The organism is Streptomyces sp. R28 (assembly GCF_041052385.1).
GTDB lineage: Bacteria > Actinomycetota > Actinomycetes > Streptomycetales > Streptomycetaceae > Streptomyces.
This window is the reverse complement of sequence record NZ_CP163439.1, coordinates 10,082,897-10,101,602: the sequence shown is the minus strand read 5'-3', so window position 1 is coordinate 10,101,602 and position 18,706 is coordinate 10,082,897. Positions and strand designations below refer to the sequence as shown.

The 18,706-nt window shown below is 72.7% G+C and carries 1 protein-coding gene (only partly in view); it reads right to left on the bottom strand.

Translation table 11 applies throughout. The features are described from left to right. On the bottom strand, nucleotides 1-18,706 hold the 5' portion of the coding sequence (locus AB5J49_RS44165) for a type I polyketide synthase (RefSeq protein WP_369174503.1). It extends 9,182 nt beyond the left edge of the window; only the first 18,706 of its 27,888 coding nucleotides appear in the window; it begins with the start codon at nucleotides 18,704-18,706; the stop codon falls past the left edge of the window.

The window sequence follows — 18,706 nt, the reverse complement described above, 5'->3', positions numbered from 1 at the left end:
GGGCGAACGTCGCCCAGTCGATGTCGGTGACGGTGAGCTGAGTCTGGTCGTCGGCGACCGCCTGCCGCAGCACGGCCATCGCCAGCTCCGGCGCCATCGACCCGATGCCACGGCGGGCCAGCTCCTCGTACAGGCCGTGGTCGGCGGCCATGCCCGCGTCGGCCCATGCACCCCACGCGATGGACAGGGCGTGGCGGCCCTGGGCGCGGCGCAGTCGGGCGAGCCCGTCGAGGTAGGCGTTGGCGGCCGCGTAGGCGGGCTGTCCGCCGCTGCCCCAGCTCGCCGCGCCGGACGAGAACAGGATGAACCTGGCGTCCGGCGCCAGCTCGTGCAGGTGCCAGGCCGCCGCCATCTTGGCGTCCAGGATCCCGGTGACGGCGTCGAACGACAGCTCGCCGACCGGTGCGTCACCCGTGCCGACGCCCGCCGCGTGCACGACGACGGTCAGGTCGTCCGCACGGTTCACGACGGCTTCGAGCGCGGCGCGGTCCGCCGCGTCGCAGGCCTCGATCGTCACCCGGGCACCGAGCGCCTCCAGTTCGGCCCGCAGCTCCTGCGCACCGGGCGCATCGGCACCGCGGCGGCTGGTCAGTACGGCGTGCTCGGCTCCGGCCTCGACCAGCCAGCGGGCGACATGGCCGCCCAGCGCGCCGGTTCCGCCGGTGATCAGGGCGGTGCCGGTGGTGCGGAACTCCGGCCCGTTCTGGGCCGTGGCCCGCACCAGGCGTCGGGCGAAGACACCGCCCTGCCGGACGGCGACCTGGTCCTCGGTGCCGGTGAGCACCGCCACGAAACGCGTCGCTGCCCGGTCGTCCATCTCCTCCGGCAGGTCGATCAACCCGCCCCAGCGGTACGGCAGTTCGAGCGCGGCCACCCGGCCGAGTCCCCACAGCGCGGTCTGCGTCGGGTGCGCGACCTCGTCGTACACCGCCTGCCGGGTGACCGCCCACACCGGCGCGGAGATGCCCGCATCGGCCAGCGCCTGCAGCAGCGTGACAGTCAGGGCGAGACCGGTCGGGTGGTCCGGCGTGCCGATGAGGCCGGTCAGAGCCACCACCCCGCTCGGCACGACCGCGAGGTCCACCAGCCGGGCGGCGAGTCGGGCCCGGTCGGCATCCGCGTCGACCTCGACCCGTACGACGTCCGCGTGCGCGCCGACAGCCGTGATCACGTCGGCATCGGTCACGCCGGCCGCGGTGACGACGAGCCATGTCCCGGACGGCGTCCCGGACACCGTGACGGGCGCCCACTGGTCGCGGTAGCGCCAACCGTCGATCGTGGAACGGGCCTTGCGCTGGGCACGCCAGGTCCGCAGCGTGTCGGCGAGCGTTTCGTCGGTGATGCCGATGGTGTCCAGCTCGCCGTTGTCGACGAGTGTCCAGAACTCTGCGTCGACGGGGTCGTTCTCGGCCGCGCTGGGCTGCAGGGGCTCGGGCCAGTAGCGGGAGTGGTCGAAGGCGTAGGTGGGGAGGTCGATGCGGCGGGCTCCGGTGCCTTCGTAGAACACCCGCCAGTCCACCTCGACGCCTGCGGCCCACGCCTCGCCGAGGGAGAGGGCGAACCTGGCCGGCCCGCCCTGGTCCCGGCGCAGGGAACCGACCGCCACGACGTCCGCCGCGCCGTGATCGTCGGCGGTGGACTGCAGCGGCATCGTCAGCACCGGGTGCGCACTGGACTCGACGAACACGCGGTAGCCGTCGTCGATCAATGCGCGGGTGACCTTCGCGAACTCGATCGGCCTGCGGGCGTTCAAGTACCAGTACTCCGGGCCCAGTTCCGTCGTGTCGATCCGCTCGCCGGTCACCGCCGAGTAGAACGGGATACCCGCCGTCCGAGGAGTCGTCTCCGCCAGCAGCTCCAGGAGGCGTTCCCGCAGCGGCTCGACCTGCGGGCCGTGCGACGCCACCGTCGAGGGCACGACACGCGCCCGCTCACCCCGGCTCACGCACAGGTCGACGAACTCGCCCAGCTCAGCCTCCGGACCAGCCACCGTGCACGCATTCGGACCGTTGATACCGGCCACCGACAACCCAGCCCAGCGACCGATGAGTTCACGCACCGCCTCCACCGGCAGCGCCACCGAGGCGACCGCACCCCGGCCCACCAACTCGTCCGCGAACAGCTGACTGCGCAGCACGACAATCCGCACGGCATCCTCAAGGCTCAACGCACCCGCCACGAAAGCAGCCGCGATCTCACCCTGCGAATGCCCCACCACCGCGCCCGGCTCCACACCGAACGACCGCCACGTCTGCGCCAACGACACCATCACCGCGAACAACACCGGCTGCAAGATCTCGATGCGCTCCAACAGCTCCGCATCACCCCGCAGCACATCCACGACCGACCAGTCCACGAAGGACCCGATCACCCGGTCACACTCAGCCACCCAGTGCGCAAACACCTCGGAGGAATCCAGCAGTTCAACCGCCATCCCCGCCCACTGCGAGCCCTGACCGGGGAACACGAACACCGGACCAGGCCCGACCTCACCGGCCACACCCCGCACCAACTGCCCCTCCACCAGCACAGCCCGGTGATCAAACACCGACCGCCCCAGCAAAGACCAGCCCACATCGACGCTGTCGGCCTCAAGAGCCTCCAACCGCGCAACCTGCGCATCCAACGACCGCTCAGACCGCGCCGACACCACCCACGGAACCCCAAGCCCCGAACCCACGGCACCGGACTCCGCCGACTCCTCGGGGACAGCCGCCTCCAGGATCAGATGCGCGTTCGTCCCGCTGATACCGAACGACGACACACCCGCCCGACGCGGACGCTCCCCACCGGGCCACTCCACCGCCGACGTCAACAACTCCACCGAACCCGCAGCCCAATCCACATGCGACGACGGCTCGGTGACATGCAACGTCCGCGGCAGCACCCCGTGCTCCAGCGCCTTGATCATCTTGATCATGCCGGCGACACCCGCCGCCGACTGGGTGTGCCCGATGTTGGACTTCACGGAGCCCAGGTAGAGCGGTACATCACGGTCCTGGCCGTACGTGGCCAACAGCGCTTGCGCCTCGATCGGGTCGCCGAGCGACGTCCCCGTACCGTGCGCCTCCACGGCGTCCACATCCGCAGTCGAAAGACCGGCGGACGCGAGCGCCTGCCGGATCACCCGCTGCTGCGAAGGACCGTTCGGCGCCGTAAGGCCATTCGACGCACCGTCCTGATTGACCGCCGAGCCCTTGACGACGGCCAGCACTCGATGCCCGTTGCGCACCGCATCCGACAGCCGCTCCAGCACGACCATGCCCACACCCTCGGAGAACCCGGTGCCGTCGGCGTCGTCGGAGAAGGCCTTCGAGCGGCCGTCCGCCGAGACGCCGCGTTGGCGGGAGATCTCGACGAAGGTGGCCGGCGTCGACATGATCGCGACGCCGCCGGCGAGGGCGAGGTCGCACTCGCCCTGTCGCAGGGACTGCACGGCGAGGTGGGTGGCAACGAGCGACGACGAGCACGCGGTGTCGATGGACACGGCGGGGCCTTCCAGGCCGAGCACGTACGAGACGCGGCCCGAGGCGACGGAGGGGGAGCTGCCGGTGCCGTGGTAGCCCTCGAACTCGGTGCCGAGGAGCTGGGCGTAGTCGTTGTACATCACGCCGGCGAACACACCGGTCGCGCTGCCGCGCAGCGAGAGCGGGTCGATGCCGGCTCGCTCCAGGGACTCCCAGGACGTTTCCAGCAGCAGGCGCTGCTGGGCGTCGGTGGCGAGGGCCTCACGGGGGGACATGGCGAAGAACGCCGGGTCGAACTCGCCCGCGTCGTGCAGGAATCCGCCGAGGCGGGTCGCGGAGGTGCCGGTCTCGGCGTCGGCCGCGAACAGGGCGTCCAGGTCCCAGCCGCGGTCGGCGGGGAACTCGGAGATGGCGTCGGTGCCGTCCAGGACGAGCTGCCACAGCTCCTCCGGGGTGGTGACCCCGCCGGGGAAGCGGCAGGCCATGCCGACGACGGCGATCGGGTCGTCGTCCACGGCGGTGTGCACGCGTACGGCCGCGGCCTGGTCGCTGCCGAACAGCTCGTCGCGCAGGAACTCGGCGAGCACGGCGGTGGTCGGGTAGTCGAAGACCAGGGTGGCCGGCAGTCGCAGCCCGGTGACGTTGCCGAGGCGGTTGCGCAGGTCGACGGCGGTCAGAGAGTCGAAGCCGAGGTCGCGGAAGGCCCGTGAGGCGTCGAACGTGGTGCCCTCGGCGTGGGCGAGGACGGCGGCGACCTGGGTGCGGACGATGTCGGTCAGCGCGTCGATGCGTTCGGCGTCGCCGAGCGGGCGCAGGCGCTGCACCAGGCCGGACGCGGCGGCCGAGCCGGCGGCGGTGCGGCGGGTCCGGGTGCGGACGAGGCCGCGCAGCAGCGCGGGGACGTCGCCCTGGGCGCGCAGGGTCGCGAGGTCGAGGCGGGCAGGGAGCAGGACCGGTTCGGCGGTGGCGAGGGCGGCGTCGAACAGGGCCGTGCCCTGCTCGGCCGACAGCGGCGGCATTCCGGCGCGCACGAGGCGTTCGCGGTCGGCTTCGGTGAGGGTGCCGGTGAGGCCGGCCGTGGAGTCCCAGGTGCCCCAGGCGAGCGAGACGGCGGGCAGCCCGAGGGCGCGACGGTGCTCGGCGAGGGCGTCGAGGAAGGCGTTGCCCGCCGCGTAGTTGCCCTGCCCCGCGCCGCCGAGCAGTCCGGCGGCGGAGGAGAAGACGACGAACGCCGAGAGGTCCGCGGTGAGTTCGTGCAGGTGCCAGGCCGCGTCCACCTTGGGCCTGAGCACGGTGGCGAGTTGCTCCGGCGTCAGAGATTCGACGATGCCGTCGTCGAGCACGCCCGCGGTGTGCACGACGGAGCGGATCTCGTGCCGGGCCAGGAGGTCGGCGAGCGCGTCCCGGTCGGCGACGTCGCAGGCGACGACGTCCACGTGCGCGTCGAGCTCGGCGACCCATTCCGGAGTACGGCCGCTACGGCTGGCGAGGACCAGGTCGCGGATGCCGTGCCGGTGGACGAGGTGCCTGGCGATGACGCCGGCGAGGCCGCCGGTGCCGCCGGTGACGAGCACCGGCCCTTCCCAGGCGATGTCGTCCTGTGCGGCGGCGGCGCGGGCGAGGCGCGGCGCGTACGCCTTGCCGTCGCGCAGGCGCAGTTGCGGCTCGTCGGAGGCGAGTGCCTGCGGCGGTACGGCGGCGAGGTCGGCGTCGCTGTCGATGTCGACGCTGATGAGCTGGAACCGGCCGGGGTGCTCGGTCTGCGCGGAGCGCACCAGGCCCCACACCGCCTGCCCGGCGAGGTCTCCGTGGCGGGTGACGACGGCGAGCCTGCCGGGGCGTTCCTCGGCGATCCACTCCTGGAGCAGGCCGAGGACCCGGGTGGTGAGGGCATGCGTGGACCCGATCACGTCGTCGGGGTCGCCGGTGTCATCGGCGCCCAGGGCGTGTTCGACCACGACGTCGGCGACGTCGGCGGATGTGGCGTCGGGCAGCGTGACCTGCGTCCAGTCGACGCGGAACAGCGCGTCCCGGTGGATGTCGTCGAGCGGCGTCTGCGCGAGGGGGCGTACGACGAGGGACTCGACGGACACGACGGGGCCGCCCTCGGTGTCGGCGAAGGCGAGCTCCATGCCGTCGGCCCGGGGGGTGAGGCGTACCCGAAGGGTCGTGGCGCCGGTGGCGTGCAGGGACACGCCCTCCCAGGCGAAGGGCAGTCCGGCGCCGTCGCGGGTGAGCAGCGCGGCGTGCAGAGCGGCGTCGAGGAGGGCAGGGTGGATGCCGAAGGTGCCGGGCTCCACCCCCTCGGGCAGCGCCACCTCCGCGAACACCTCGTCGCCGCGCCGCCACACGGCCTGCAGGCCCTGGAAGACGGGGCCGTACTCGAAGCCGAGGACCGCGAAGGTGTCGTAGCAGCCTTCGATGTCGACCCGCCCGGCACCCGTCGGCGGCCAGACGGCGGCGTCGAAGTCACTGGTGTACGCGCCGTCGCTCACGGTGCCGGAGGCGTGTTCGGTCCACGGTGTGTCGTCGTCGGGGCGGGAATGGATCGCGACGCGGTGGCGGCCGTTCTCCTGCGAGGTCTCCTGTGGGGTGACGGACACCTGGAGCTGGACGGCGTGGTCGAGGACGAGGGGCGCCGAGATGGTGAGTTCGTCGAGGCGGTTGCAGCCGACCTCGTCGCCCGCGCGGAGCGCGAGTTCCACGAATGCCGTGCCGGGCAGCAGCACCCGCCCGCCGACGGCGTGGTCGGTGAGCCAGGGGTGGGTGCCCGGGGACAGGCGGCTGGTGAAGAGCACGCCGTCGGCGCCGGCCAGGTCGACGGCCGCGCCGAGCAGCGGGTGCGCCACCGCGGTGAGGCCGAGGCCCGTCGCGTCGCCCGAGCCGGTCACGGTGGCCGGCCAGTAGCGCTGCCGCTGGAAGGCGTAGGTGGGCAGGTCGACCGTCGTGCCGCCGGTGAACAGGTCGTCCCAGCGGACGGTCAGGCCGCGCACATGCGCCTGCGCCAGGGCGGTGAGGAGTTGTCGCAGGCCGCCCTCGCCGCGCCGCAGGGTGCCCAGCGCGACGGCGTCGACGCCCTCGGCCTCCAGGGTCTGCTCGATGCCGACGGTGAGGACGGGGTGGGCGCTCGGCTCGACGAAGAAGCGGTGGCCGTCGGCGAGCAGGGCGCGGGTCGCCCGCTCGAACTCCACGGTGTGGCGCAGGTTGGTGAACCAGTACTCGGCGTCGAGTCCCGCGGTGTCGATCCGGGTACCGGTGACGGTCGAGTAGAACGGCACGTCACCGGTGCGGGGCGTGATCGGGGCGAGGTCGGCCAGGACGCGTTCGCGGATCTCCTCCACCTGCGGGGTGTGCGAGGCGTAGTCCACGGCGATCATGCGGGCGCGGATGTCCTCGGCCTGGCAGTTGGCGACGATCTCCTCCAGCGCGGCGACCTCGCCGGCGACGACGGTGGAGCCGGGGCCGTTGACTGCGGCCACGGCGATCCGGTCGCCGTACTTCTCGATGCGCGGCCGGATCCGGTCGGCGGGCAGCGACACGGACAGCATGCCGCCGCGCCGGGACAGCGCCTCGTCGACGGCCTGGCTGCGCAGGGCCACGATGCGCGCGGCGTCGTCGAGGCTCAGGGCTCCGGCGACGGCCGCGGCGGCTATCTCGCCCTGGGAGTGGCCGACGACGGCGTCGGGCTCGACGCCGTACGAGCGCCACACCTCCGCGAGGGACACCATCACCGCCCACAGCACGGGCTGGACGACGTCTACCCGTTCCAGGGACTGCTCGTCGCGCAGGACGTCGAGCAGTGACCAGTCCACGTACGGCCGCAGCGCCTCGGCGCACTCGGTGAGGCGGCGGGTGAACGCCTTGTGGGAGCCGAGGAGTTCACGGCCCATGCCGATCCACTGGGAGCCCTGGCCGGGGAACACGAACACGGTCCGGCCGCTGATGTCGGCCCGGCCGGTGACGGTGTCGTCCGGGCCGTCGCCGAGGACGACGGCGCGGTGCTCGAATGTCGTCCTGCCGTTGAGGGAGTGGGCGATGTCCAGCGGGTCGCCGTCCAGGCCCTTGGTCCGTTCGAGCTGTTCGCGCAGCGCGGCCTCGGACTTGGCGGACACCAGCCTGGGGACGCCCCCGTCCGTGGGGCGCGGGGTCGGGGTTTCGGTGACGGTGGGGCCTTGCTCCAGGATGACGTGCGCGTTAGTGCCGCTGACACCGAACGACGAGACACCGGCGCGGCGGGGGCGGTCGGCCGCGGGCCACGCGGTCTGCTCGGTGAGCAGTTCGACGGAGCCCTCCTCCCAGTCGATGTGCGAGGAGGGTTCGGTGATGTGCAGGGTGCGCGGCAGCACACCGTGACGCATCGCGAGCACCATCTTGATGACACCGGCGACACCGGCGGCGGCCTGGGAGTGCCCGATGTTGGACTTCACGGATCCCAGGTAGAGCGGTACGTCGCGGTCCTGGCCGTAGGTCGCGAGCAGGGCCTGCGCCTCGATCGGGTCGCCCAGCGGGGTGCCGGTGCCGTGTGCCTCCACGGCGTCCACGTCCGCCGTCGTGAGGCCGGCGGAGGCGAGGGCCTGGCGGATGACGCGCTGCTGCGAAGGCCCGTTCGGTGCCGTCAGACCATTCGACGCACCGTCCTGGTTGACGGCGGAGCCGCGGACGACGGCGAGGATGCGGTGCCCGTTGCGGAGGGCGTCGGACTGCCGCTCCAGGACGAGCTGGCCGACGCCCTCGGCCCAGCCCACGCCGTCGGCGGAGTCGGAGAACGCCTTGGAGCGGCCGTCCGCGGAGATGCCGCGCTGGCGGGAGAACTCGATGAAGGTCGACGGCGTCGACATCACCGTCGCACCGCCCGCGAGCGCGAGGTCGCACTCGCCGCTGCGCAGCGACTGGATCGCCCAGTGCATCGCGACCAGCGACGACGAGCAGGCGGTGTCGATGGTGACCGCGGGACCCTCGAAGCCGAACACGTACGACATCCGGCCCGAGGCCACGCTGCCCGCGCTGCCCTGGCCCTGGTGGCCTTCGAGGTCACCGCCGCCGAGGAGGGACTGGTAGTCGTTGTACATCAGGCCGGTGAACACGCCGGTCCGGCTGCCCTTCAGCGCGACCGGGTCGATGCCGGACCGCTCCAGCGCCTCCCACGCCGTCTCCATCAGCAGCCGCTGCTGGGTGTCCGTGGCCAGCGCCTCGCGGGGCGACATGCCGAAGAACTCGGGGTCGAAGAGCGCCGCGTCGTGCAGGAAGCCGCCCGAGCGGGTGTACGAGGTACCCAGGTGGTCGGGGTCGGGGTGGTAGAGGGCGTCCAGGTCCCAGCCGCGGTTCGCCGGGAAGCCGCTGATCGCGTCGGTGCCGCCCAGCACCAGCTGCCACAGTTCGTCGGGGGTGGTGACGTCACCGGGGTAGCGGCACGCCATGCCGACGATGACGATCGGGTCGTCGTCGGCCGGGGTCGCCGTGGCGACCGGCACGAGCGCGGCCGGTGCGTCGGTGCCGAACAGTTCGCCCTTGATGTGAGAGGCGAGGACCGAGGCGGTCGGGTAGTCGAAGATCAGCGTGGCCGGCAGCCGCAGCCCGGTCGCCGTGCCGAGACGGTTGCGCAGCTCGACCGCGGTGAGCGAGTCGAAGCCGAGGTCGGCGAACTGCTGCTCGGCGTCGACGGCGTGCGCTCCGGCGTGCCCGAGCACCCCGGCGATCTCGCCGCGCACCAGCTCCAGCAGCGCTTCGAGACGCTCGGTGTCCGCCCGCGCCGACAGCCGCGCCACCAGCGACACGGCCGTCTCGGACCCGGCGACCGAACGCTTGGCGCGGGTACGGATCAGACCGCGCAGCAGCGGCCGTACCTCGCCCCGGGCCCGCAGCACCGACAGGTCCAGGCGCGCCGGGACCAGAACGGCCTCGTCGCTCGCCAGTGCCGCGTCGAACAGCGCGACGCCCTGCTCGACGGTGATCGGCGGCAGCCCGGCGCGGCGCATGCGCTCGACGTCCGCCTCGGGCAGCGCGCCCGCCATGCCGCCTTCCCAGGCGCCCCACGCCAGCGACAGCGCGGGCAGGCCGGCAGCCCGGCGGTTCTCGGCGAGGGCGTCGAGGAACGCGTTCGCGGCGGCGTAGTTGCCCTGGCCTGCGCTGCCGATGGTGCCCGCCACGGAGGAGAAGACCACGAACGCCGAGAGGTCCTCGGTGAGTTCGTGCAGGTGCCAGGCGGCGTCGGCCTTCGGCGCGAACACCGTGTCCAGGCGGTCGGGGGTCAGCGCCTCGACGACCCCGTCGTCGAGGGTGCCGGCCGCGTGCACGACGGAGCGGACCGGGTGCTCCGCCAGCAGCGCGGCGAGCGCCTCGCGGTCGGCGACGTCGCACGCCACCACCGTGACGTCGGCGTCCAGCCCGTCCACCCACTCCGGCCGGCTGCCGCTGCGGTTGACCAGGACCAGGTCGCGGATGCCGTGATCGTCGACGAGGTGCCGGGCGACGATCCCGCCGAGGCCGCCGGTGCCGCCGGTGATGAGCACCGGCCCTTCCCAGGCGACCTCCCGCTCCCCCGCTGTGGCCCGGGCGAGCCGGGCGGCGCGCACCACGCCGTCACGGATGGACAGTTCGGGTTCGTCGATGCCGAGGGCCCGGGCGACGAGTTCGTCGGAGTCGGTGTCGGATTCAACGGTGCTGCCGTCGGTGTCGATGATGCCGAACCGGCCCGGGTGCTCGGTCTGTGCCGACCGCACCAGGCCGCGCACGGCCGCCCCGGCGAGGCACCCGGCGCCGGTGACGAAGACGAGCTTCTCGGGCCGCTCCTCGGCGATCCACTGCTGCATCGCTTCAAGCGCCCGCGCGGTCAGCCGACGCACCGACTCGACGACGCCTTCCTCGGCGACGGCAACGACGGGCTCGATGACGACCCCGGTCGCGGGCTCGACGGGCACATCGACGGGAACCCAGTCGACGCGGAACAGCGCGTCCCGCTCCGGACCCGCGGCCCGCGCCGCCGCCGTGTCCTCCCGTACGACGAGCGCGTCGACGCTCGCGACCGGCGCGCCGGTGGTGTCGGCCAGCGCGATGGCGTACCCGTCGGCGCCCCGGGTCAGTCGCACCCGTACCGACGAGGCGCCGGTGGCGTGCAGCGACACGCCCTCCCACGAGAACGGCAGCCGGGCGCCGCCGTCGACGAGCAACGCCGCGTGCAGGGCGGCGTCGAGCAGCGCCGGGTGCAGGCCGAAGCCCCGCACGTCGGTGCCGTCCGGCAGCGCGACCTCGGCGTACACGGTGTCGCCCGCGCGCCACACGGCACGCAGGCCCTGGAACAGCGGGCCGTATTCGAAGCCGAGGTCCGCGAACCGCTCGTATGCGCCGTCGACCTCGACGGGCTCGGCGGCCGGCGGCCACACGGTCGCGTCGAAGTCGCTGCCGCCCGTCCCGACGGCCAGCGTGCCCGTCGCGTGCGGCGTCCAGGGCCCGTCGGCGTCGTCCTCGGGCCGCGCGTGGACGGTGAACGAACGGCGTCCGTCCACCTCCGCACCGACCCAGGCCTGCACCTGCACGGACCCGCGCGCGGGCAGCACCAGCGGTGCGGCGAGCGTCAGTTCCTCGACCCGGTCGCAGCCGACCTCGTCACCCGCGCGCAGCGCCAGCTCCACCAAGGCGGCACCCGGCACGAACACCTCGCCGCGCACGGCATGGTCGGCGAGCCACGGGTGCGTACGCAGCGAGAGCCGCGACGTGAAGAGATGCCCGGCCGCTCCGGCGAGCTCCACGGCAGCGCCGAGCAGGGGGTGTTCGACGGATCCGAGACCGGCGGCGGCGACGTCCGTCCTGGGCGTGGGCTCGGGCCAGAAGTACTGGTGCTGGAAGGAGTAGGTGGGGAGGTCTACACGGCGGCCGCCCTCGTAGAACGGCGTCCAGTCGACCGGCACGCCGGTGACATGCAGCCGGGCCAGAGCGGTGACGAAGGCGGTCGCCTCGTCCAGGTTCTTGCGCTGCGCAGGCACGGCGTCCTCGACGAGCGCGGAGAGTACGCCGTCGGGACCGATCTCCAGGAACGCCTTCGCACCCAACGCGGTGACGTGGTCGTGGAAACGGACCGTCTCACGGACGTGCCGCACCCAGTACTCCGGGTCCGTCACATCCCCACTGGCGGTGAACGGGATCGTCGGCGTGTGGAAGGCGAGTTGGCCGACCACCGTGCGGAAGTCGTCCAGCATCGGCTCCATCAACGGCGAGTGGAAGGCATGGGAGACCCTCAGCCGCTTGGTCCTGCGATCAGCAAAGCCTTCGGCTATCCGCTCGACCTCGGCTTCATCGCCCGCGATCACTACGGAAGACGGGCCATTGACGGCGGCTATCGACACCGACTCGGTTAGCTGCGCGGCGACTTCCTCTTCGGTGGCCTCGATCGCCACCATCGCGCCACCCGCAGGCAGCGCCTGCATCAGCGACGCCCGAGCCGACACCAGCTTCGCCGCGTCCTCCAGGCTGAGGACACCCGCCACATGCGCCGCCGCGATCTCACCGATCGAATGACCGGCCACATGAGCGGCCTTCACACCGAAGGACTCCGCCAGCCGGTACAGCGCCACCTCGAAGGCGAACAGGGCCGGCTGTGTATGACCGGTCCGGTTCAGCAGTTCCTCGTCCTCGCCCCACATCACACCCCGCAGCGCCGGGTCGAGGTGAGCGAGTACGTCGTCCAAGGCCTCGGCGAACACCGGGAACCGCTCGTACAACTCCCGGCCCATACCGAGCCGTTGAGACCCCTGCCCGGAGAACAGCGCGGCCACCGGCTTCGCGCCGCCCGCCACTCCCCTCGCGATCTCCTCGCCGTCCAGCACCACCGCCCGGTGATCGAACAGTGACCGCGTGGTCAGCAGGGAGAACCCGATGTCGGCGGCGTGGCCCTCGACGCCGGGCAGCGCCTCGACCTGCTCGCTCAGCGCCTCGTCCGACTTGGCCGAGACGATCCACGGCACCGCGTGCGCAGGGCCGACCGCTGGCTCGGGGACGTCCGCTGGCTCGGGGACGTCCGCCGCGGGCGCCTGCTCCAGGATCACGTGCGCGTTCGTCCCACTGACACCGAACGACGAGATACCGGCCCGACGTACCCGATCCACCTCAGGCCATGGCGTGTCGGAGGTCAGCAGCTCCACCGCACCCGCCGACCAGTCGACGTGCGACGACGGCGCGTCCACGTGCAGCGTCCTCGGCAACAACCCGTGGCGCATGGCCATGACCATCTTGATGACACCGGCGACACCGGCGGCGGCCTGGGTGTGCCCGATGTTGGACTTCACGGAGCCCAGCAGCAGCGGCCGGTCCGCATCGCGGTCCTGACCGAGCGTGGCGAGCAGCGCCTGCGCCTCGATCGGGTCGCCCAGCGTGGTGCCGGTGCCGTGTGCCTCGACGGCGTCGACGTCCGCGGTGGACAGACCGGCGCTCGCGAGAGCCTGCCGGATGACGCGCTGCTGCGACGGACCGTTCGGCGCCGTAAGCCCGTTGGACGCACCGTCCTGGTTGACCGCCGAGCCCTTGACGACGGCCAGGATCCGGTGACCGTTGCGCACGGCATCCGACTGCCGTTCCAGTACGACGATGCCGGCGCCCTCGGCCCAGCCCACACCGTCGGCCGAGTCGGCGAAGGACTTGCAGCGGCCGTCGGCGGAAAGGCCGCGCTGGCGGGAGAACTCGATGAAGGTCGACGGCGTCGACATCACCGTCACGCCGCCGGCGAGCGCCAGCGTGCACTCGCCGCTCCGCAGCGCCTGCGCGGCCAGGTGCAGTGCCACCAGGGAGGACGAGCAGGCGGTGTCGACGGTGACGGCCGGGCCCTCGAAGCCGAAGGTGTAGGACACGCGGCCGGAGGCGAAGGTGCCCGCGCTGCCCATGCTCTGGTAGCCCTCGAACTCCGAGCCGCTGATCAGCACCGAGTAGTCGGTGTACATGACGCCCGCGAACACGCCGGTGCGGCTGCCGTGCAGGGTCAGCGGGTCGATGCCCGTGCGCTCCAGTGCCTCCCAGGAGGTCTCCAGCAGCAGGCGCTGCTGCGAGTCGGTCGAGAGTGCCTCGCGCGGGGACATCCCGAAGAACGCCGGGTCGAACTCGCCCGCGTCATGCAGGAAGCCACCGGACCTTGTGTACGAGGTGCCGGTGTGGTCGGGGTCGGGGTGGTAGAGCGCGTCCGCGTCCCAGCCACGGTTGGTCGGGAAGCCGCTGACCGCGTCGACGCCGTCGGAGACGAGGCGCCACAGGTCCTCGGGGGAGGCGCCGCCGCCGGGGTAGCGGCAGGCCATGCCGACGATGACGATCGGGTCGTGGGACAGGGCCGCCGTGGACGCGGTGGCCGCGGCGGGCAGGTCCGGCGTGGGCGCGTCGGTCCCGAACAGTTCGTCCAGGAGGTGGTCCGCCAGCGCGCCGGAGTTCGGGTAGTCGAAGATCAGGGTGCTGGACAGGCGCAGGCCGGTCGCGGTGGTGAGCTGGTTGCGCAGTTCGACAGCGGTCAGCGAGTCGAAACCGAGGCTCTGGAAGGCCCGGCCGGGGTCGATCTCGTCGGTGCCGACATGGCCGAGCACGGCCGCGACCTGGCCGCGCACCAGGTCCAGCGCGGCCTCGCGCCGTCCCTCGGCGGGCAGTGCGGCCAGCCGCTGCGCGAGGGACGCGGCGGTGTCCGAACCGGCGACCGCGCGCCGGGCGCGGACCCGGATCAGGCCGCGCAGGATCGGCGCGGCCTCGCCGCGTCCGCGCAGCACCGGCAGATCGAGGCGCACCGGCACCACGGCCGCCGTACCGGCCGTCGCACCGGCCTTCAGGGCGGCGTCGAACAGTTCGACGCCCTGCTCCGCGGTGATGCCGGGGATGCCGGTACGGGCCATGCGGTCGGCGTCGGCGCCGGACAGCATGCCGGCCAGCCACGGGCCCCACGCCAGCGAGGTCGCGGGCAGTCCGGCCGCCCTGCGATGTTCGGCGAGGGCGTCCAGGAAGGTGTTGGCGGCCGCGTAGTTGCCCTGTCCTGCGGTGCCGAGGGTGCCGGCGACGGAGGAGAAGACGACGAAGGCGGACAGGTCGGCGGTGAGTTCGTGCAGGTGCCAGGCCGCGTCCACCTTGGGCGCGAGCACCGTGTCGACACGTTCGCCGGTCAGCGACTCCACGACACCGTCGTCCAGCACGCCCGCCGTGTGCACGACGGCCCGCACCTGGTGCCGGGCCAGCAGCGCGGCCACGGCTTCGCGGTCGGCGACGTCGCACGCCTCGACGACGACCCGCGCGCCCAGCGCCTCCAGCTCGGCGGTGTCCGCCTCCCCGCGGCGGCTGACCAGCAGCAGGTCGCGCACTCCGTGCGCGGTGACGAGGTGGCGGGCGACGAGCATGCCGAGCCCACCGGTGCCGCCGGTGATCAGCACCTGCCCGTCCCACGCGGGCTCGCTGCCGACCGGTGTGTCGGACGGGGCGAGGCGGGTGAGGCGCGGAACCGTGACCTCGCCGCCACGGAGGCGCAGTTGAGGCTCGTCGAGGCGCAGGGCCCGGGCGGCGACTTCGTCCAAGCCGGTGTCGGTGTCGACGATGCCGAACCGGCCGGGGTGCTCGGCCTGCGCCGACCGCACCAGACCCCACGCGGTGGAGGCGGCCAGGTCACCGGCACGGGTGACGAACACCAGACGCTCGGGGCGCTCGTCGGCAAGCCACTCCTGGATCTTCGCCAGGACCCGCTTGGTGATCTCGTGCGCCGAGCCGACGACGTCGTCCGAAGGCGCCGAGAGGTATTCGAGTACGACGTCGGCGGGGCCCTCGGCGGGCAGTTCGACCGGGGTCCAGTCGACGTGGAACAGCGCCTCGCGCGCGATCGAGGTGCCGAGGTCGCCGCTGGGCAGCGGGCGGGTGACCAGGGAGTCGACCGAGGCGACCGGGGCTCCGGTGCCGTCGGCGAGGGCCACGGAGACCGACTCGTCGCGGGTCCGGATCCGTACCCGCAGCGCGGTCGCGCCGGTGGCGTGCAGGGACACGCCCTGCCACGCGAAGGGCAGACCGCCGCCGGCCGGGCTCAACTCGGCGGCGTGCAGCGCCGAGTCCAGCAGCGCCGGGTGCAGTCCGTATGCCGCCGCGTCGGCGTCCGTACCGGGGGTGCCTTCCGGCAGCGCAACCTCGGCGTACACGCTGTCGCCGAGCCGCCATGCCGCTCGTACGCCCTGGAAGGCGGGGCCGTAGGTGAAACCGGCGTCGGCGAAGCGCTCGTAGAACCCGTCCACGGGGACCGCTTCGGCCCCGGGCGGCGGCCACGGGGTCGCGTCGAAGTCGTCGTGGACGGTGCCCGCCGCGAGGAACCCGGTGGCGTGCTCCAGCCAGGGGGTGTCGGCGTCGAGCCGCGAGTACACCGTGACCGGGCGGCGCCCGGTGCCGTCCGGCGCCCCGACGGCGACCTGTACCTGGATCGACCCGCGCTCCGGCAGCACCAGCGGCACCGACAGGGTCAGCTCGTCCAGCCGGTCCAGGCCCACCTCGTCGCCGGCCCGCAGCGCCAGCTCGACGAAGGCGGTGCCGGGGAACAGCACCCGGCCCGCCACGACATGGTCCGCGAGCCACGGGTGCGTGCTCACCGACAGCCGCGAGGTGAACAGGGCACCGTCACCACCCGCGACCTCGACCGCCGCGCCGAGCAGCGGGTGTTCGACGGCGGTCAGGCCCAGCCCGGAGGCGTCGACCGCGCGGCCGGAGGCAGAGGGCCAGTAGCGCCGACGCTGGAAGGGGTAGGTGGGGAGGTCTACACGGCGGCCGCCCTCGTAGAACGGCGTCCAGTCGACCGGCACGCCGGTGACATGCAGCCGGGCCAGAGCGGTGACGAAGGCGGTCGCCTCGTCCAGGTTCTTGCGCTGCGCGGGCACGGCGTCCTCGACGAGCGCGGAGAGTACGCCGTCGGGGCCGATCTCCAGGAACGCCTTCGCACCGAGGGCGGTGACGTGGTCGTGGAAGCGGACGGTCTCGCGGACGTGCCGGACCCAGTACTCCGGATCGGTCACGTCACCACTGGCGGTGAACGGGATCGCCGGGGCGTGGAAGGTGAGTTGGCCGACCACCGTGCGGAAGTCGTCCAGCATCGGCTCCATCAACGGCGAATGGAAGGCATGGGAGACCCTCAGCCGCTTGGTCCGGCGGTCACCGAACAGCCCGGCGACCCGCTCGACTTCAACCTCGTCACCCGCGATCACCACCGAGGACGCACCATTGACGGCAGCGATCGACACCGACTCGGTTAGCTGCGCGGCGACTTCCTCTTCGGTGGCCTCGATCGCCACCATCGCGCCCCCGGGCGGCAACGCCTGCATCAACGACGCCCGCGCCGACACCAGCCTCGCCGCATCCTCCAGGCTCAGGACACCGGCCACATGCGCCGCCGCGATCTCACCGATCGAATGACCGGCCACATGAGCGGCCTTCACACCGAAGGACTCCGCCAGCCGGTACAGCGCCACCTCGAAGGCGAACAACGCCGGTTGCGTGGAACCGGTCCGGTTCAGCAACTCCTCGTCCTCGCCCCACATCACTCCCCGCAGCGCCGGGTCGAGATGAGCGAGTACGTCATCCAGAGCACGGGCGAACACCGGGAACCGCTCATACAACTCCCGGCCCATACCGAGCCGTTGAGACCCCTGCCCGGAGAACAGCACGGCCACGGGCTTCCCGCCGCCCGCCACTCCCCTGGCGATCTCCTCGCCGTCCAGCACCACCGCCCGGTGCTCGAACAGCGACCGCGCGGTCAGCAGGGAGAACCCGACGTCAAGGGCGTCGCCCTCGGCACCCCGCACCGCCTCGACCTGCTCGCCCAACGCCCCCTCGGACTTGGCCGAGACAACCCACGGCACCCCGTGCACAGGACCTGCCCCGCGCTCGGGCGCTTCCTCCGCAGGCGCCGCCTCCAGGATCACGTGCGCGTTCGTCCCACTGACACCGAACGACGAGATACCGGCCCGACGCGGGTGCCCCAACTCCGGCCAGGCCGTGGCGGACGTCAGCAGCTCCACCGCACCCGCCGACCAGTCGACGTGCGACGACGGCGCGTCCACGTGCAGCGTCCTCGGCAACAACCCGTGCTGCATGGCGTACACGACCTTGATCACGCTCGCGACGCCGGCGGCGGCCTGGGTGTGGCCGATGTTGGACTTGACCGAGCCGATCAGCAGCGGGCGGTCGGCGTCGCGTTCCTGGCCGTAGGTGGCCATGAGGGCGTGGGCCTCGATCGGGTCGCCCAGAGCGGTGCCGGTGCCGTGTGCCTCGACCGCGTCCACCTCGGCGGCGGACAGGCCGGCGCTCGCGAGAGCCTGCCGGATCACCCGCTCCTGCGACGGGCCGTTGGGCGCTGTCAGGCCGTTGGACGCGCCGTCCTGGTTGACCGCCGAACCCCGCACCACCGCCAGCACCCGGTGCCCGTTGCGCACTGCGTCCGAGAGGCGTTCCAGTACGAGTACGCCGGCGCCCTCGGACCAGCCGGTGCCGTCGGCGGCGTCGGAGAAGGCCTTGCAGCGGCCGTCGGCGGCGAGTCCGCGCTGCAGGGTGAACTCGACGAAGGCGTGCGGCGTGGCCATGATCGTGACGCCCCCGGCCAGGGCGAGGGAGCATTCGCCGCCGCGCAGGGCCTGGGAGGCGAGGTGCAGGGCGACCGAGGACGACGAGCAGGCGGTGTCGACGCTGACGGCGGGGCCCTGGAAGCCGAAGGTGTAGGACATGCGGCCGGAGAGGACGGACGCGATGAGGCCGGTGGAGGCGTGCCCGTCGCCGTCCACGGACACCAGGTCGGCGTAGTCCTGGCCGTTGGTGCCGACGAACACCCCGGTCTGGCTGCCGCGCAGCGCGGCCGGGTCGAGGCCGGCCCGCTCCAGTGCCTCCCACGCCACCTCCAGCATCAGGCGCTGCTGCGGGTCCATGCCCAGCGCCTCACGCGGGGAGATGCCGAAGAAGTCGGCGTCGAAGTCGGCCACCGTGTCGAGGAAGCCGCCCTCGGTGGCGAGGGAGGCACCGGAGCGCAACGTCTCCAAGTCCCAGCCGCGGTCGGTGGGGAACGGGGAGAGGACGTCGCGTTCATCTGCCACCACGCGCCACAGGTCCTCGGGGGTGCTGACACCGCCGGGGAAGCGGCACGCCATGCCGACGATCGCGATGGGCTCGGTGCGGTCGCGTTCCAGTTCGAGGACGCGTTCGCGAGCCCGGCGCAGCTCGACGGTGACTCGCCTCAGGTAGTCGGCAACCTTGTCCTGCTGCTCTTCCTGCAC